Source organism: Algoriphagus sp., assembly GCF_046296635.1.
GTDB lineage: Bacteria > Bacteroidota > Bacteroidia > Cytophagales > Cyclobacteriaceae > Algoriphagus.
In genome coordinates, this window is sequence record NZ_JBKBKZ010000009.1 from 83,004 (window position 1) to 100,195 (window position 17,192).

At 40.9% G+C, this 17,192-nt stretch carries 15 protein-coding genes; 4 read left to right on the forward strand and 11 right to left on the reverse strand.

Going from position 1 to position 17,192, the window contains the following annotated elements; genetic code table 11:
• Positions 1-2 precede the first annotated feature (2 nt).
• The 8 genes from ACK4HU_RS08790 to ACK4HU_RS08825 form a co-directional block, all read right to left on the reverse strand.
• Positions 3-1,472 carry a cellulose synthase family protein gene (locus ACK4HU_RS08790; protein WP_409805658.1) on the reverse strand — a complete coding sequence of 490 codons (1,470 nt, stop codon included), beginning with the start codon at positions 1,470-1,472 and terminating at the stop codon, positions 3-5.
• Positions 1,472-3,016 carry a 4Fe-4S binding protein gene (locus ACK4HU_RS08795; protein WP_409805660.1) on the reverse strand — a complete coding sequence of 515 codons (1,545 nt, stop codon included), beginning with the start codon at positions 3,014-3,016 and terminating at the stop codon, positions 1,472-1,474. The genes ACK4HU_RS08790 and ACK4HU_RS08795 overlap by 1 nt, the downstream gene beginning before the upstream one ends.
• Entirely contained in the window at positions 3,013-4,368 is a 1,356-nt protein-coding gene (locus ACK4HU_RS08800; protein ID WP_409805662.1) for an NAD(P)/FAD-dependent oxidoreductase, read from the reverse strand. Before ACK4HU_RS08800 ends, ACK4HU_RS08795 begins: the two co-directional genes overlap by 4 nt.
• A gap of 42 nt (positions 4,369-4,410) precedes the next feature.
• Positions 4,411-5,175, reverse strand: coding sequence for a DUF547 domain-containing protein (locus ACK4HU_RS08805; protein ID WP_409805664.1), 765 nt, complete (start codon positions 5,173-5,175; stop codon positions 4,411-4,413).
• Between the two features lie 93 nt (positions 5,176-5,268).
• The gene (locus ACK4HU_RS08810) at positions 5,269-5,790 is read right to left on the reverse strand and encodes a rhodanese-like domain-containing protein (RefSeq protein ID WP_409805666.1); all 522 of its coding nucleotides are present in this window, start codon (positions 5,788-5,790) and stop codon (positions 5,269-5,271) included.
• Positions 5,791-5,827: 37 nt separating this feature from the next.
• A complete protein-coding gene (locus ACK4HU_RS08815) occupies positions 5,828-6,541 on the reverse strand; it encodes a Crp/Fnr family transcriptional regulator (RefSeq protein ID WP_409805668.1) in 714 nt (237 codons plus the stop codon).
• Between the two features lie 65 nt (positions 6,542-6,606).
• Positions 6,607-7,083: a type I restriction enzyme HsdR N-terminal domain-containing protein gene (locus tag ACK4HU_RS08820; RefSeq protein ID WP_409805670.1), complete on the reverse strand. Its 477-nt coding sequence runs from the start codon at positions 7,081-7,083 to the stop codon at positions 6,607-6,609.
• Between the two features lie 45 nt (positions 7,084-7,128).
• Positions 7,129-7,788: a ComEA family DNA-binding protein gene (locus tag ACK4HU_RS08825; protein WP_409805672.1), complete on the reverse strand. Its 660-nt coding sequence runs from the start codon at positions 7,786-7,788 to the stop codon at positions 7,129-7,131.
• Positions 7,789-8,004: 216 nt separating this feature from the next.
• Here ACK4HU_RS08825 and hemA point away from each other — a divergent pair, with 216 nt between their 5' ends.
• Together hemA and ACK4HU_RS08835 are read left to right on the forward strand one after the other, a co-directional pair.
• On the forward strand, positions 8,005-9,273 hold the full coding sequence (gene hemA, locus ACK4HU_RS08830; protein WP_409805675.1) for a glutamyl-tRNA reductase: 1,269 nt from the start codon (positions 8,005-8,007) through the stop codon (positions 9,271-9,273).
• A 91-nt stretch (positions 9,274-9,364) separates the two neighbouring features.
• On the forward strand, positions 9,365-10,933 hold the full coding sequence (locus ACK4HU_RS08835) for a WG repeat-containing protein (protein WP_409805677.1): 1,569 nt from the start codon (positions 9,365-9,367) through the stop codon (positions 10,931-10,933).
• A gap of 27 nt (positions 10,934-10,960) precedes the next feature.
• On the opposite strand, the gene floA is transcribed toward ACK4HU_RS08835, so the two are convergent.
• The 3 genes from floA to proS form a co-directional block, all read right to left on the reverse strand.
• A complete protein-coding gene (gene floA / locus ACK4HU_RS08840; RefSeq protein ID WP_409805679.1) occupies positions 10,961-11,971 on the reverse strand; it encodes a flotillin-like protein FloA in 1,011 nt (336 codons plus the stop codon).
• Positions 11,972-11,977: 6 nt separating this feature from the next.
• Positions 11,978-12,436 carry an NfeD family protein gene (locus ACK4HU_RS08845; RefSeq protein ID WP_409805682.1) on the reverse strand — a complete coding sequence of 153 codons (459 nt, stop codon included), beginning with the start codon at positions 12,434-12,436 and terminating at the stop codon, positions 11,978-11,980.
• Positions 12,437-12,550: 114 nt separating this feature from the next.
• The gene (gene proS, locus ACK4HU_RS08850; protein ID WP_409805684.1) at positions 12,551-14,032 is read right to left on the reverse strand and encodes a proline--tRNA ligase; all 1,482 of its coding nucleotides are present in this window, start codon (positions 14,030-14,032) and stop codon (positions 12,551-12,553) included.
• A gap of 120 nt (positions 14,033-14,152) precedes the next feature.
• Here proS and ACK4HU_RS08855 point away from each other — a divergent pair, with 120 nt between their 5' ends.
• Positions 14,153-15,589, forward strand: coding sequence for a hypothetical protein (locus ACK4HU_RS08855; RefSeq protein ID WP_409805686.1), 1,437 nt, complete (start codon positions 14,153-14,155; stop codon positions 15,587-15,589).
• A 78-nt stretch (positions 15,590-15,667) separates the two neighbouring features.
• A complete protein-coding gene (locus ACK4HU_RS08860; RefSeq protein ID WP_409805689.1) occupies positions 15,668-17,182 on the forward strand; it encodes an OmpP1/FadL family transporter in 1,515 nt (504 codons plus the stop codon).
• Positions 17,183-17,192: the final 10 nt, after the last annotated feature.

The following is a 17,192-nucleotide window of genomic DNA, read 5'->3' on the forward strand; positions in this document are numbered from 1 at the left end:
AATTAGCGGCCTAAGCCGTAGGATTTAAATGAGGTGATAAAAACAAGACTGTAGCCAAAAGCCAACATCGCATGAAATGGAAGAAACAGGAAGTTTTCTCTGCTGAATGCCAACCAAACCATTCCCCAGAATGCCACAGCTAAAAGCCCCTCAAACCAAGTGGTGATTGGCATTCGATGAAGTAAGTAACGATTGCCTGCCAGCTTCACTTTTCCTGATTCGAGATTGAATTTTGGAGTCCGTATAAAAGGCGATTTCTTTCCTGAAAGTCCTTCCCAAACGGCCTGTGCATTATGAAGTGCCAGTCCCATGGATACAGATAAAAATAGAGGCAGCTGCCAAATCACACCCAAAGCTGATTGGACAAAAGATCGCTTCCCGTAAAAATAGGAGACTAAATAAACTCCGGCAATCAGCACAAACCCGACGAGAAAGATACCCGATAATCGCACAAGAAACTCTGGAATGAGCCCCTTTTCGCCCGCCCACCAAACTCCAATGCTACTCAAACTTGTCAGCAGCACGGCAATAAAAATGGTGGAATTAAACAGGTGTGCAAACGAATGGAATTTAACCCGAAAGGATAAATTTTCTTTGCTTACTGCCCCAGCATGTTTCACGGCGCATTCTGCACCACCTTTGGTCCAGCGAAACTGCTGAGATTTAATCGCTGACATAATCGGCGGCAACTCGGCCGGAGATTCAATTTCAGGCCGGTAGACAAATTCCCAGCCTTTGCGCTGCGCACGATAGCTCAAATCCAAGTCTTCTGTCAAGGTATCGTCATGCCAATTGCCTGCGTCAAGGATGCAAGTTTTTCGCCAAATCCCTCCAGTCCCATTGAAATTGATGAATGCCCCTTGATGATTTCTACCCATCTGCTCAATAAAGAAATGAGCGTCTAGTGCGAATGCTTGTAGTCTGGTAAGCAAGGAATAGTCTCTATTGATATGCGTCCATCTCGTCTGAATCATCCCGATTTTTTCTGAGGAGAAAAAAGGTATTGTTTTTAAAATGAAGTCCGGATCAGGTACAAAATCAGCATCGAAAATTGCGATGAATTCTCCAGAAGCTTTTTTCAGTCCCTCACGAAGCGCACCAGCTTTGAAGCCTTTCCTGTCAACCCTATGAATATATTGAAAGTTAATTTCAGGATGTTGCTTGATTTTTTCCCTGATCAATTCTACCGTCTGATCTGTGCTGTCATCCAATAGCTGGATTTCAAGTAATTCCTTCGGGTAATTGAGCTTTGCGGCAGCATCTATCAAACGCTCCACCACATAGAGTTCATTATAAACTGGTAGTTGAACGGTGACTTTTGGCCATGCTTCGGTTTTTTTGGAAAGAAAGCTTTTAGAGGATTTTCTGGCCTTAAGGAAATGAAAAAGTAAATGGCCTTGCGCCAGACTATATATCAGAATAAAAAGCATTCCCAGAAAATACAGGCCGCAGAAGAAATAAAGGAAAATCATTATAGGTTAATCTTGATGGAATCATTGCCAATGATTATTGGCAATTCATTGATTCGGTTTTCTTCAGGCCCGTTTTCCAACTTCAGCACCCCACGCGGACAGACAGCTGAGCATATGCCACATCCAACACAGGATGAACGAACAATGTCCTGTCCACGCTGTGCATACCAACGCACATCGATCCCCATCTCACAATAGGTGGAGCAATTCCCACAGGAAATACACTGACCTCCATTAGTTGTGATTCGAAAACGGGATTTGAATCGCTGGACTATCCCTAAATAAGCTGCTAGAGGACATCCAAAGCGGCACCAAACTCGGTTACCCATAAATGGATAAAATCCTGTTCCGACTACTCCTGCGAAGGCCGAACCAATGGCAAAACCATAAAACGAATGTAGTTGGTTGGTAATATTTCCCAAAAGGCTAAACCCTGAAAAATAATTTGCAATAGTAATCGCTGTCATCACCACTGCTAAAACCAAAACGCTGTGAATGATTACTCGCTCATATTTCCAAGCCTTGACAGACTTATCTGAAAGCTGGCGAAAGGGATCTCCTACAGTTTCAGCTAATCCTCCACAGCCACATACCCAAGAGCAATACCATCTTTTTCCAAAGAAATAGGTGAATACAGGAACTGCTATAATGATTAACAAGATCCCCCAGATTAGCATAAACAAGCCAACTCCTCCACTGGAAAGGAAAGTGGAAATCTGATAATCGTAAAAGAAGTCGTAATCGAGTGGCCAGATATTTTTGAAATCGTAATAGGGTTGATTGAGCAATACGAGGATCTCCGGAATCAAAAAAGCAAAGGACGTCTGAAAAAACATCACAGATGCCGTGCGGATTTGCTGGTACTTGTTGCCTCGGTATCTGCGAAACATCCGGATGCCCATGACGATAATAGCCAAGGTATAAATCAAACCATATAGAAACCATTGACTGGCAGGATTGCCTGAAATCATCTCCGAGATTGGATTGACCATCCAAACAAGCGCTACCAAATAAGCCGGAAACCAATATAAAACGATGTAAAAAACAATCAGAAATGTTCCCGTCAACATTCCTAAAAGCCCTCGATTTTTTAAGGAAGAATGATAAACTCCATTATTTTTAATTCCTTCCGGTTCGTCTTCATGCTTTCTGAAATTATATAAAAACCCACCAATGACAGCCAATCCGATGGATAGGATGAAAAATATCCAGGGGTTTTCCCTTACAGGTCCTTGAAAGCCGACTTTTGCCAAAGCAAAACCATAATCATCCCAAATGACATCGTCCCAAAGTTCTTGAGATTTCAGGCCATCATTATAGGTATTGAAATTTTCTCTAAAAGCCGCTAAGAAAGTGAAGTTAGTGCTGTATTCTTGCCCATACATTGGAGCAAGAATTTTCGCCATACTTTCTTGATGAATTTCCTTGGTATTGGCAAGAACAAGTTCCTTTGAAAGCGTATAAGTCCCAATAAATGGGATAAGGATAAACGCTGTCAAGCCTATCAAAAACAGCCCTAAACCAATTTTTTGAATGCTTTTCATACGCTGGCACCGAAAAGTTTTTGAATGAATGTTTTTTTCGAAGGATGAAAATTTCCCCCATATTCAGCTTTGAAAGCCTCTTGGATCGCAATGTAGTAAGGAGCAAAAAACTCAGGGTCGAAGTTTGCTGTTTTAAGCCTAGACATAACCTTTGCTCCCGACCATTTTTCCCGAATCGCTCGATCCATTACTACATGTCGAAGTCGAAAACCAAAGTTGTTGATACCAATAATCTTCCCTTGCCGATCCATCAGCATACGAAAAGAGACTTTACCACTTGAATGCTCCCAATAGAAATTTTTAACCTGATCTGAATCCCATGAGGCAGGAACAGGTCCATAAGTTTGGTATTCAATGTCCAAAAATTTAGCTGAATTGAACCATACGCCTGGACGATAAGGAACTGGATTTTCACAAAGATTATGTGCAAGCGTCTCTCCATGCATTCTTCCAGTGTACCATACTTGCTCGATAGGTCTTCGATCAGGAGCTGGGGCTTTATCAAATTCAGCACAATCTCCTATCGCAAAGACATCAGGCAGGTTGGTGCGAAGGTATTGATCGACCTTCACTCCACGATTCACTTCCAATTCTTTGCCCTTTAGAAATTCAATGTTGGGAGATACTCCTGCAGTAAGTCCAACAAACTGGCAACGAATTTCTTCACCATTTGTAGTAATGACTCCGCGTACTCGACCATTTTCATCCGAAAGTATTTCTTTCAATTCGGTCTCTAGCCTTAGTTCAATATGATGTTCTCTGATATGTCTACCAACAAGTTCGGATTCTTGCTTTGGTAGAATGTTATTCCAAAATCCACTTTCTCTAACCAAAAAAGTGACCTGGATTTTCTTATAGGCCAGCATTTCGGCCATTTCAATCCCAATCAATCCCCCTCCGACAATCACTGCATGCTGAACTCCACTTTCTGTATTCCTTTCCATCAATTCCAAATCCTGCTTGCTGTAAAGTCCCTGAACTCCTAGGAGATCTTGACCCGGCCAGCCAAATTTATTCGGCTTGGAACCTGTAGCGATGACCAAACTGTCATAAGCTAGATTTTCACCAGAAGAAAGAACTACCGCTTTGTCTGCAAAGTCCACCTTTTCCACCCAACCTTCTTTAAGATCAATTCTGTTTTTCTCCCAAAAATGATTTTCATAAGGTTGTGTATGCTCAAATTTCATGTGGCCCATATATACATACATCAAGGCCGTTCTAGAAAAGAAATATTTCGATTCCCCTGAAATGATTGTGATTTTTATTTTTGGGTCCCGCTTTCGCAAATGGCGTGCACAAGTAACACCGGATATCCCGTTTCCAATAATTACGACATGCCGATTTTTACTCATTGGGTAGATAAAGTTTAGGATAAGTCACCGAAATGCTTTGATCTATTCGTTCAAATTCCAGTTGTAATTCATATGAGAAATTTTTGCGTTAGGCTTCAATTTCACCTTGGAATACATATTCAAGAAGTCAATTAAGGTACCTTTTTTGGTGAAATCCCCCTTGAACCAAGAGAAAATGGAAGAGATTTCTGCTTTGTCTGCAGAGATCTTATTTCGGGTAGGATCATTAATGAACATTGTAGCTACCTTGGTCAGCTGAGCTTCGACTTTATCCGCTACAAATGCCTCGTTGAGTAGAGGAGGACAAGAAACAGAAGCGCAATTTACAGCAAAGTGAATCCGAGGTTCGTCAAACTCTTTTCTCAAAATCGAGTGCTCGATCTCATCCAAACTAGAAGGAACTCCACCAATCTCGAAAAATTTATAATGCCAAACATCTTTGAGCAATGGAATTTTGAATGAAGGTCCAAGGTCCTTAATGCTTTTCACCGGATAATTGTCCACGATAAGTGTCACCGTGAAGGCATTGTATGCATTGATCCAATAGACAAGCTGCTGATCTTTAGACCATGTTTTTCGGTCAGGGGCATTAGCGCTTAGAAGCTTGGTATATTTCTCTAGCTTGGCTTTATCTTTTATAAATCCCTTGTAGTCAACATTACCGTTTGGCTTGACGTGGGCTTTGAGCAATTGATCCCAAATCTCATGACTAGGAGGTGTAGTTCCTGCTACTCCCAAAGTTGAACTTCGGCAAGAGAAAAGGAATGAAGAAAGGAATAGGAAGAAAATTATTGGGGATCGTTTCATTGTTAGTTTTTGATTTGAAGGAACCTACGTAAAAAACGAAAGGTAGGCTTGAGTGGAGGGTTAAATTGTCGGGAATTTGACAAAGGTCCTTAACTAATAGACTTTTTCGCCTTTTTTCAGCCAAATACCCCATGTCCTGGAATAGGTATGTACCTTCTGGGAGGGTTGACCCGCTGCTTCAAGAGGCTTTGATTCATTGGCCCAATGGATGATTCCCCCATAGAGGTTATACACTTGGGTGAATCCGGCATCTACTAGTTGCTTGCCAATATCCTGAGATCTTGCACCGACAGTACAATAGACCAATACTGGTTTATTTTTATCCAGTTCAGCGGTAGATTTTATGTTGAAGGAGTCGTATCCGACCCATTTAGCTCCTGCAAGGTGGCTCACTTCAAACTCCTCCTTTTCCCTTGTGTCAAGAATTTGATAATCTGATAAACAGGTTATTTGATCTGGTTTTACAATCGGAAATTTTTTGTCATAAATCCCATCCAGCAAAGCCTTATAGGCAAATGATTGGGCGAAGGCAGCTGTAGATAGGAAAAAAAGACCTAAGCAGGGTAAAACAACTCTGTAAAATATCTGACTTTTGAATTTGCTCTCTTTAGACATATGTACACAAACCCAGAATGGTCCGTTGTAGTTCTATTTAAGCGTAAAAGTCTGATAATCGAGCAAGTCCACGCTTATCTTTGATGATTATCTTTTTGCCTTCCAACTCAATTAGGTTGTCCTTTTTGAATTCTGAAAGTAATCGAATCACCGATTCAGTTGCGGTACCTACAATTCCGGCAATTTCTTCCCTACTCAAGATTAAATCAATTTTTTGGTTTTCTCCACCCTCTATTCCATAGGAATTACCCAATTGAAGCAATACAAATGCTAGTCTTTCTCGGATACTTTTCTGGGTGGCGTCTGTTAGTTTTTCTTCCATTACTCCTATTTCATGACTGAGAGATTTAGTGATCCTCCTAAGAAACGGAGTATTATGGAGTAGTGAGTTCATAAATGCCTCCTTTGGTACGAAGCAGATTTTGGCATCTTCCACAATCATCGAAGAATTAGTGTAATTTTCTTCCCCCAGCAAGGCCGCATAACCCAAAAAATCGCCCTTTTGAGCCAAGTGAATGATCTGCTCTTTTCCGTTTGATGCAGTTTTGTACACCTTCACTACTCCTGAGTTGATACAGAAAATGCCCAAGGGCTTAGTACCCTCATTATAAAGGATTTGACCTTTGCGGTGGGAGATTAAATTTTTATGTTCTGATATCACACAGATCTGTGCTTCTGACAAATCAGAAAAAAGGGAGTACTTCCTACTAGTACAAAGTTCGCACGGTGTATTATGTGAATGGCTGGACATTATTTCGCTGGTCTAATTATCCGTAATTTAAAAAAAGACTGATGGTTATCATATAAAAAAACTGCTTATTTCGGACATTCGGGCAAACTAGCTCGCTGTATGAATTTCTGGTCTTCAAGTGAATATTCCATAAAAAGATGCTTGAGGCCATTTGATAAAATTAAATTCGGGCAATTAAGCTTTGTATTGTAGGTCATTATTTGATTTAGCGTCTTTCCATCTATTTTAATATTTGGGGCTTTGCATTCCACCAAAAGAAACGGATTGCTTTGTCTGTCAAAAACCACGAGATCAGTCCTTTTATTCATCTGATTGTATTTCATACCTTTTTCAAGTGAAAAAAGTCCCCTAGGGTACTGATGATGATTAATCAAGAAGTTGACCCAATGCTGACGAACCCATTCCTCCGGAGTTAAAATCAAGTGTTTTTTGCGCAAGGAATCGAAAATCCAAAGTTTACCCTCATCCTGAAGGAGATCCGGCTGGAAATGCGGAAGATTTAAGACAGGCAGATTTATTTTTTGATTCAACTCAACAGGCATTCCCAAAGATGGTAAAAAACGATTCTTTTTATAATAGGAATGGTCTTAATCAAAGTTTAGGTAGGGTCTAATTTTTTCGATCCATTCTGATTTGAAAATTTTCACCTTCATCAGATCATCCGTCGATTTGAAGTTTCCGTGTTGATTCCTAAAGGCAATCAAGACTTTGGCCTCTCCATAACTGATATATGGATGTGCTGCAAGTTCATCTAGCGTGGCAGCGTTGATATTTATTTTTCTGAAAATTTTGGAATCAAAGTCAAAAAAATCCCAAATGGAACTGATCGTTTCGCTTTTCGTGCCATACACCTCCAGCAATTGATTTTGAGAATGAAAGCCACCCAAATTTTCCCGGTATTTGATTATCCTTCCTGCTGTCGCTTGACCAATGCCTGGGACAATTTGAAGGGTAATCGAATCCGTCTCTGAAAAAGAAATTCGATTCAGGTTCTCAATTTGCTTTTGATTCCGCTTTGCTTTGACAGTATCCTGTGGATTGAATGTAGGTAATGGGGAGGATTCCAAAGGAATTCCCAAATGTCTCAAGCTATCAAGTCGGGTTTGGTATTGAACGAGCGTTCTTTCTGCACTAAGGTTTTTAAAAAAACCAATAGTATTAGGCAGCAATCCAAACAAAATCAAAAAAGGAATCAAAAGAATAAATCCTTTTGACTCTTTTCTTGAGAATCCCAAGTAGGATTTCATCCAATAAAAAATAGTCTTCCTCATAGCAAAAAAAAAGAATATGATGGTCTAGTAACTTATAAGTTAAAACTTTGAAAATTATATTCCAATTTCAAAGGAACTTGATTATTAGGAATTGATTATTATTTAGATGAATTCTAAATTACTCCAGAGCGGAGTGAAATAAACTTTTACGGGGGCATAGTCTGTTAAATTTGCAAAGCAAGACTTGAAAATATGCACACCAAGTTTAGAGCATTAAGTCTCTCTCATAAAACAGCCCCTGTACACATCAGAGAATTAATTTCTTTGGATGAGGCCTCCATTCATCGTATCCTACTGAAGCTTAGGGAGTTTTTCAGTTTAGGTGATGCTCTGGTATTGTCTACTTGCAACAGGACAGAGGTATATTACACGCATTCCCTTGATCTCAGTACAGAGATTATCAAACTGATTGGTCTGGAAAAAGGGCTAAGCGATGTCATCAATTATCTGGATTATTTCGAAGTCTACAACAAAGATCGTCAGGCGATTGAACATCTATTCCGAGTCTCAATAGGTTTAGAAGCTCAGGTAATTGGTGATGTTCAGATTTCCAATCAAGTCAAAAGAGCTTATCAAACCGCCGCAGATTTGGATATGGCAGGCCCATTTTTGCATCGACTGATGCACACCATTTTTTTCACAAATAAGCGAATTGTGCAGGAGACTTCATTCAGGGATGGAGCTGCATCGCTTTCTTACGCTACGATTGAACTTATTGACAGTCTTACTTCAACCATCTATCAGCCTCGAATCCTTCTGATAGGAGTGGGTGAAATTGGTGAAGACGTAGCTAAAAACATGGTGCATTTGCCTGAAGCAAAAATAAAAATCACGAATAGAACCCAATCCAAAGCTGAAGAAATCGCAAGCCCACTTGGGTTTGAAGTCATTCCTTTTGAAGAATGCAGAGAGGCTATGAACGAAGCCGATGTAATCATCTGCTCGATCACGAAAAATGAACCTTTTATCACTAAGGACCTCGTCAAGCAATTCGATATCCAAAGCTACAAGCTACTCGTCGACTTATCTGTCCCTCGGAGTATAGAAACTTCCGTTGAAGATGTGCCTGGAGTAGTGCTATATAATGTTGATAATATTCGCAGTAAAGCTTCAGAGGCTTTGGAAAAAAGGCTGGCAGCAATTCCAAAAGTAGAAGAAATCATTGATGAAAATATTGAGGAGTTCTACAGCTGGAAAAAAGAAATGATGGTCTCCCCCACGATCAACAAACTCAAGCAGTCTTTAGAGCAAATTCGTCAGGAAGAACTCACAAGATTCCTTAAGAAAGCAGATCAAAAAGAGTACGACCTCATCGATAAAATTACAAAAAGCATGATGCAGAAAATCCTGAAAGTACCAGTCGTACAACTCAGGGCGGCCTGCAAACGTGATGAGGCAGAGGAAATGATCGAAATAATCTCAGATATTTTTGATCTGGAGAAGATTAAAATCGAAAAATAATCCGAGTTTAATTCACTGGAAATGACCGAAGGATCAACTAGTATCCTTTGGTCATTTTATATTTAAGGCAAACAGAATCCAAATCCCAAAAATGTCACCTACCTCATTTCGCTCACTCCTAGCCTTACTGGCTATTTCCCTGTGTTCAAACACCCTTCTGGCCCAAACTTGGGAAGTTTATGATATGCAAGGAAATCTCAAATCCCTCGCCATATATGACAGAATCGAAGTACTCAGTGAAACAGTAATCACCGGTAAAAATGAGAAGGGTCTGGCGATGCTTTCTCGGGAATTGAAGCCCTTGGTAGATCTCAAAGGAGATAATGTCTTTCAATACCTTGCTCCCTGGATTCTTGTCAAAGGTCCGAATGGTATCGGTGCTTTTCATGAATATGGTATTTTGGCTTTACCATCAGAATACGAAGAGATCGAGACCTATTTCACTTATTTAATAGGTCGAAAAGGCAGGGAATATTGGCTTTATGAAAAAGGAAATGGCAAAACCACGGCTTTGGGACCTTGGGATAGTTGCAAATTCACTAAAAATGGGATAATCATCGCCCAGAAAGATGGAAACTATTTTTTACCAAGATCAAAAGACCCAGAAAGGAGGTACCAACTGATAGAAGAAAACGAAGGAAGCTGTCTTTTAGCCAAAGAAACGACCGGATTCGGTATTCTTAATTTCGAAGGTGATTACGTCATGCAGCCAATTTTATCTCAGTTGGAACATTCCAAAGGAGATTATTTCTATGGCTTTGATGAAAACCAATACCTACTTATAAAAGGAGACTTTATCCGTTCCGACGTTTCATACAACTCTTATCATAAAATCACAAAAGAGGGAGACCTCATGCTTGAATATATTCATGGCAAACTCCGACGTGTCATGGAAGAGGACGGAATCCTCCTCGATGCAGTAGGCATGGAATCAGTTCGTGTGGTCGGTGATAATTTATATAACGTCACATTCAGAGATAAATCGGTAGGGCTCTTGGGGAAAAAAGGTTGGCAAGTCCAGCCCACTATCGGCCCGACCTGGATCAATCCCGGAACGGAGGGTCTTTTTCCGGCTGGAAAAGATGGGAAAACAGGGTTTGTCAATTCATCCGGGAAATGGATCATTGATCCACTTTTTTCTGAAGCGAGCAATTTCTATGAATCAGTATCTTTTTACAGAAACTCTTCGAAATGGGGATTGATAGGAACGAATGGAAATATCATCAGCGATTCAAGATGGGATGAGATAAAAAATTTCTCCTCAGGTATTGCCATAGCTAAAGAAAGCGGCAGGTTTTTTCTTTTGGATAAAACTGGTAAAGCATTGAATCAGGAAGGCTTCGACCAAGTTTGCAGACTGAAAGAAGGATTTTTTCTGGTTGAAAAGGAAGGTAAAAGAGGACTTTTGGACAATTCAGGAAATGAGATTTTCTCTGTGGAATTTGAAAATATCCAAGTTGAAAAACCCGATTTCTTTATCGTGACCAAAAATAAATTAACAGGAGTCTTAAATGAAAAAGGAGACGTGATCTTACCAATCAACTATCAGGAAATCGTTGCTGACTGGACGGGGAATCAGATTCTAGCCAAGGAACTTTACAAGCCTGTATTGATCCAAGTGGAAGAACCAACTAGTGGGAAAAGGAAAAAGGGAACTTGATTGCTCCCTTTTTTTATTCAATTCAGATTATTTCTTTTCGGATTTTCCTATTCCTGAATCTTTCGAGTCCTTATCAGAACTGGCGATTGATTCCCGCATGGAGGTATCAGACTTGATATTTTCCATTCTGTAGTAATCCATTACTCCCAACTTCCCAGACCGGAAAGCTTCTGCCAATGCTTTGGGAACTTCAGCTTCCGCTTCGATTACTTTGGCTCTCATTTCCACATTTCTGGCTTTCATTTCCTGCTCGAGAGCAACAGCCATGGCACGTCGCTCCTCGGCTTTCGCTTCAGCTACTTTTAAATCTGCAGATGCTTGATCAATTTGAAGTTTTGCACCGATGTTAGTTCCTACGTCAATGTCAGCGATATCAATGGATAAGATTTCAAAGGCAGTGCCCGCATCCAAACCCCGCTGAAGTACCAATTTTGAAATCTTATCAGGATTTTCCAACACAGTCTTATGATTTGCGGAAGAACCGATAGAGGTCACAATCCCCTCACCTACTCTGGCCAAAATCGTCTCCTCACCAGCACCACCGACAAGCTGGGCAATGTTTGCTCGGACAGTCACTCTTGCCTTAGCAATCAGCTGAATCCCATCAGCGGCTACCGCAGCTACATTAGGTGTATTGATCACTTTTGGGTTTACAGAGATCTGAACTGCCTCAAACACATCCCGACCTGCTAGATCAATAGCTGTAGCCTGCTTAAAAGTCAAACTTATATTGGCTTTATCCGCTGAGATAAGTGCTCGAATTACAGTTGGCACGTTACCACCTGCCAGAAAGTGAGTTTCTAAATCATTAGAAGTCAGATGCAAACCAGCTTTGGTAGCTGTAATCAAAGAATTGACAATGATACTTGGTGGAACTTTTCGGATTCTCATCCCGATGAGCTCACCAATTCCGACTTTGACATTGGAAAACTGAGCGGTAATCCATAAGCCCACTGGGACAAAATAAAGAAAGATGAATAATAATACGATTCCTGCAAACGCAGCAACCAAAAGGAATAAAGAATTTGATGCCTCCATAAAGAATTATTTAACTAGAATTTTATTGTTTTCAATTTTAATTATACTCACGGTCTTGCCTACTTCGATAAAGCCACCTTCAGATTTGACTTCGTAGCTGACATCACCAAAAGCTGCTTTGCCAATAGGCTTGATATCCGATACTGCCGTACCCACCATGCCAATAGTAAGTGCGCTAGTCCTACCGTCAAACGCACCACCTTGCATGGATGTTTTTAAAGAAAACCGTTTCCATATTCCTGAACTAAAGCCATACCACACCGCAACAAGATTCAAAATGGCTGAAATTCCGACGATCCAATAAGCAGTTTCTGAATCAAAAGCGCTGAAGGCATAAACGACTCCAGCTAAACTGACTATCATTCCAAAAATCCCAACAAAGGTGGTTCCCGGTATAAACAATAATTCGATCAGAAGGAGAATCAATCCAATAATCAAAAGACTGGCTAAGATCACGATTGTCATGGGACTGTTGAGATAGATATAGAATTTAGCGTAAAATACGAGATTAGAAGGGTAAACCCATAAACCAAAATGAAAAACCCGGAAGGATTATTTCCGGGCCTTGATATGTTGATATTAATACGCTTTGGCAAAATATACTCTGCCCTCGGAAGGATTTCCTGTGAAAACACAGCTACCTGTTTCCTCTTTTCTGTCTAGAGGAATACAACGGATCGTGGCCTTCGTAAGCTCTTTGATTTTTTCTTCGGTCTTGGAAGTTCCATCCCAGTGCGCAGATACAAAACCACCTTTGTCATTTAAGACTTGTTGAAACTCCTCCCAAGAATTGACTTCCGTGGTGACAGAAGCTCTGAAATCCAGCGCTTTTTGGAAAATTCCATTCTGAATATCATCCAGCAATTGCGTGATTTTTTCGGAGATGGGTTGAGAGCTAAGCTCGAAAGTTTCTTTAGTAAGATTATCTCTTCTGGCTAATTCAATAGTCCCATTTTCCAGATCTCTTGGTCCAATTCCTATTCGAACAGGAACACCTTTAAGCTCATACTCCGCAAATTTCCAACCTGGCTTATGGGTATCCCGATTATCATATTTAACTGAGATGCCAGCTTTTCTAAGTTCAGCGACTATTTCATTTACCTTAATTGAAATCGCTTCCAGTTCGGCTTCACCTCGATAAATCGGTACAATCACCACTTGAATTGGGGCAAGTTTAGGAGGAAGTACCAATCCGTTGTCATCAGAATGTGCCATGATAAGTGCCCCCATCAACCGTGTACTCACACCCCAAGATGTTCCCCAGACATATTCCAGCCCGCCTTCTTTTGTTGCAAATTTCACATCAAATGCTTTAGCGAAATTCTGACCCAAGAAATGCGAAGTACCAGCCTGAAGCGCTTTTCCATCCTGCATCATTGCTTCGATACAAAAAGTATCATCCGCACCGGCAAATCGCTCATTTTCCGTTTTTCTGCCTTTAATCACAGGTACAGCCATATACTCCTCTGCAAACTGGGCATAGACATTCATCATCTGAACTGTCTCATCCATCGCTTCTTTCGCTGTCGCATGTGCAGTATGACCTTCTTGCCAGAGAAACTCCGTAGTCCTGAGGAAAAGTCGGGTTCTCATTTCCCATCTGACCACATTGGCCCACTGATTTACCAGAAGAGGGAGGTCACGATAGGATTGAATCCAATTTTTATATGTACTCCAAATTACCGTTTCGGAAGTCGGGCGAACAATTAGTTCTTCTTCAAGCTTTGCATCCGGATCTACAATTATTCCCGACCCATCTTCGGCATTTTTTAGCCGATAATGCGTCACCACTGCACATTCCTTGGCGAAGCCTTCCACATGGCTTGCCTCTTTACTCAAAAAAGATTTTGGGATAAAAAGTGGAAAATAGGCATTGGTATGTCCGGTTTCCTTGAACATGATATCCAACTGTGCCTGCATCTTTTCCCAAATAGAGTAGCCATAGGGCTTAATTACCATGCATCCACGCACGGCTGAGTTTTCGGCTAAGTCTGCTTTCTTTACCAATTCATTGTACCACAGGGAATAATCTTCACTGCGCTTTGGAAGTCCTTTGCTCATTTGTTGGTTAGAATGTTAAAATGTCTTTATTTTTGCTTAATTAGGGCTGGCAAATATAATCCAAAAAGTATAACCTCAGGGTTGTCAGCTCGTATAACAAAGTATCAAACAACTTCAACTATGAAGAAATTATCCATTATTACCGCTTCACTTCTCATTGGCTCAGTTATCATTTCATCCTGTAGTACCAATAAACTGGCTACGACTGCAACTGAGGACAATCTTTATTTTATGGCTTCGGACACGAAAATTGCCACGCAATATGCTGTGGCAAATAATAATCCAAAGTCATTCCAAAACATTTCCCAGGAACCCGGAGTAGCAGATCAAAACTTTAGTTCCAGAAATGTAAATCCTGAATATATTTCCAGATACCAATCTAATGACAACTCTTCCGCTTCAGAAGATGTAATTTATTTTGATGAGGGAGCGGGTCAGCAAGCAAATGCGGGAAATCCCAATGCTTACGACAATTACTCTGTTCGCCAAAATCAAAATGGATTCAATAACTCTCCAAACATTAATTTCAATATCGGAATGGGTTATGGATTTGGAGGAATGATGAGTCCTTGGGGCTTTTATGATCCATTCTGGGGACCGTCTTTTGGTTTCAGACCAAGACTTTCTCTTGGCTTCGGTATGGGCTTTGGATGGGGAAGTCCATTCATGCGCATGGGAGGTTTCGGATGGAATGACCCTTTCATGATGGGAATGGGTGGCTTTGGCTTCGGCAATCCATACGGTTTCGGCTTCGGCAATCCTTACATGGGATTTGGAGGTCTTGGTTTCGGTAATCCGTTCTTTGGTGGATTAGGTTACGGAGGCTTTGGCTATGGAAGACCAATTTTTGCCGGAAATAATATCTTCGTTCTCCCTGGTAGCGAGTATGGTAACAGACAGACTGCTTATGGTGCACGCCCTACAAGAGGTTCTTCATTGACCAATTCAGGAATTGGTGGAAACCAAGTCGGTGTAATGCCTAGTACTTCCAGAGCCCAAGCCAGAGGTAATGCAGCTAATGCAAATAACTCTTCAGCGAGAAGTTTAGTCTCTTCTGAAAATTCAAGAGCTTCAACTCGAGATTTCAGCAACTCTCAAAATGATTATTACAATTCAAATCGAAGTAGAGTAGCAACAAATAGAAACATCAGTTCACCTGCAACAAACCGTGGAGCAGCAACGACCAGATCAAGCAGTGCAATACCTTCTGCTCGAACAAATAATGCTTACACTCCAGCGAATAATATGAGAAGTGGTTCCCCTGCTAGAGGCACATCACCTTCTTACAACAATCCTAATAGCAGGACTAGCAGTCCATCATACAATCGGAATTCAACTCCTACTTACAACAACCGTTCTACCGCTCCTACCTACAACAGGAATGCGAACCCAACAAATATCAGATCGGTGGCACCAAGTAGAACAAACTCCTCACCTTCATATAACGCTCCAGCTAGATCAGGTGGCGGTGGCGGTGGTATGAGTGCACCAAGTAGAAGTTCTGGTGGATCTTCAGGCGGAAGCGTCGGAGGATCCAGAGGAGGAAGGGGGAATTAATTTCCCCTTTTTTTTTGCGAAAATTCTGCACAAATGCTGTTAACTACCGTTAATTCTTTAAAACCAAATTATTATCCAATGAGGGTTCTGACTATTTTACTTTTCATCAGTTCATTCACAATTACAGGAGCTTTTGCTCAAAGTGGTTATTTCGAAGATGCTTATCGATTTAGCCGCGTAAATCCATCCGGCTCCGCAAGAATCCAAGGGATTGGCGGCACACAATGGTCACTCGGTGGTGATGTATCCAATATAGCCGGAAATCCTGCTGGCCTAGGCTTTTTCAGATCATCTGAAGCGAGTATTAGCTTAGGCTATTCCGACTGGAAAGTGGACACTAGGTATTTAGGGCAAAACAAGACCTATAACACGACCAATTTCAATGTCCCAAACATGAGTTATGTCATGGCCAATCCGAAAGGCAATCTAGAGTCGAGAGCGTTCAAGGGAGGCGCATTCGGATTCTGCTATCAGCGGATAGCTAATTTCAACACAGAATATGGGTATTTCTCAGATCAACCAGGGGAAAGTTCGATAATCGACTTTTATCTGCAGGATGCCTTTGGAATGCCTGAAAATCAAATCGAAAATTTTGGTTTGACTGGATTAGCATACCAAACCTACCTGATCAATCCTATAGCCTTTGATGAGCAAGGAAACCCAATTGCTAATCCGAATACATACGATTCATTTGTTTTGGGTCTTCCGTTTCAGGATGAAAACATTACCCAAGAAGGTAGCTCGAATCAAATCTCCCTTTCCTACGGAGCCAATTTCAATCATAAGCTTTTCATAGGCGGAGGGATAGGAATTAGAACTCTGTCATTTTCTTCCACCAAAATCTACAATGAAGAATTTGTAGATCAGCCCTTAGCCAACTCAAGCCTTACAGAAAGATTATTCATCTCTGGTGCTGGCGTTAATTTAAATCTGGGGGTGATTTATAAACCGATAGATTACTTAAACCTTGGCTTTATCTTCCAGTCCCCCACTTGGTATTCATTGAATGAGGAATATGAAGCAGGAATGACAGCCAATTATAATAATTACTATTTCGAGCAGGAAGACATAACCTTGGGTACCCAGACGGCTTTGTCAAATTTTGTAATCAGTAATTATGGTCTAAATACTCCTCTCAAACTTGGTGGAGGAGCGACCTTTTTCATTGGAAAAAATGGATTCATTTCGGCGGATGTGGATTGGGTTGATTACAGTGCGGGTAGAATCAGTTCCAACGACTTTGACGAAGGACCTGACAATCGCGTCATAAGAAATTTATATGGCAGTACTCTAAACTACAGGTTAGGTGGTGAGGCCAGATTCGACATCTTTAGGTTAAGAGCTGGCTATGCCTATTTTGGTGATCCTTTTGCCAATTCTCCAGATATAAGCCAAACTACACAACAGTTGAGCGGAGGATTTGGAGTAAAACTTAAATCCATATCAATAGATTTGGCATTTATCAATCAGAAGTATAAAGGATTGTATCGAAGCTATCAAGTCTTGGACTCTAACGACAACAATTTTGGGCCGATTACCCAACTTCAAAACTCCATCACCTCAGGAGTACTTACAGTGGGATTTAATTTTTAAAAGGAAAACT

What these genes read in the sequence shown, in the direction of transcription:
- ACK4HU_RS08845 (WP_409805682.1), bottom strand. Translation starts at nt 12,436, where the DNA reads ATGACAATCGTGATCTTAGCCAGTCTTTTGATTATTGGATTGATTCTC.
- ACK4HU_RS08800 (WP_409805662.1), bottom strand. Translation starts at nt 4,368, where the DNA reads ATGAGTAAAAATCGGCATGTCGTAATTATTGGAAACGGGATATCCGGT.
- ACK4HU_RS08815 (WP_409805668.1), bottom strand. Translation starts at nt 6,541, where the DNA reads ATGTCCAGCCATTCACATAATACACCGTGCGAACTTTGTACTAGTAGG.
- floA (WP_409805679.1), bottom strand. Translation starts at nt 11,971, where the DNA reads ATGGAGGCATCAAATTCTTTATTCCTTTTGGTTGCTGCGTTTGCAGGA.
- proS (WP_409805684.1), bottom strand. Translation starts at nt 14,032, where the DNA reads ATGAGCAAAGGACTTCCAAAGCGCAGTGAAGATTATTCCCTGTGGTAC.
- ACK4HU_RS08860 (WP_409805689.1), top strand. Translation starts at nt 15,668, where the DNA reads ATGAGGGTTCTGACTATTTTACTTTTCATCAGTTCATTCACAATTACA.
- ACK4HU_RS08810 (WP_409805666.1), bottom strand. Translation starts at nt 5,790, where the DNA reads ATGTCTAAAGAGAGCAAATTCAAAAGTCAGATATTTTACAGAGTTGTT.
- ACK4HU_RS08835 (WP_409805677.1), top strand. Translation starts at nt 9,365, where the DNA reads ATGTCACCTACCTCATTTCGCTCACTCCTAGCCTTACTGGCTATTTCC.
- ACK4HU_RS08805 (WP_409805664.1), bottom strand. Translation starts at nt 5,175, where the DNA reads ATGAAACGATCCCCAATAATTTTCTTCCTATTCCTTTCTTCATTCCTT.
- ACK4HU_RS08855 (WP_409805686.1), top strand. Translation starts at nt 14,153, where the DNA reads ATGAAGAAATTATCCATTATTACCGCTTCACTTCTCATTGGCTCAGTT.
- ACK4HU_RS08820 (WP_409805670.1), bottom strand. Translation starts at nt 7,083, where the DNA reads ATGCCTGTTGAGTTGAATCAAAAAATAAATCTGCCTGTCTTAAATCTT.
- ACK4HU_RS08795 (WP_409805660.1), bottom strand. Translation starts at nt 3,016, where the DNA reads ATGAAAAGCATTCAAAAAATTGGTTTAGGGCTGTTTTTGATAGGCTTG.
- hemA (WP_409805675.1), top strand. Translation starts at nt 8,005, where the DNA reads ATGCACACCAAGTTTAGAGCATTAAGTCTCTCTCATAAAACAGCCCCT.
- ACK4HU_RS08825 (WP_409805672.1), bottom strand. Translation starts at nt 7,788, where the DNA reads ATGAAATCCTACTTGGGATTCTCAAGAAAAGAGTCAAAAGGATTTATT.
- ACK4HU_RS08790 (WP_409805658.1), bottom strand. Translation starts at nt 1,472, where the DNA reads ATGATTTTCCTTTATTTCTTCTGCGGCCTGTATTTTCTGGGAATGCTT.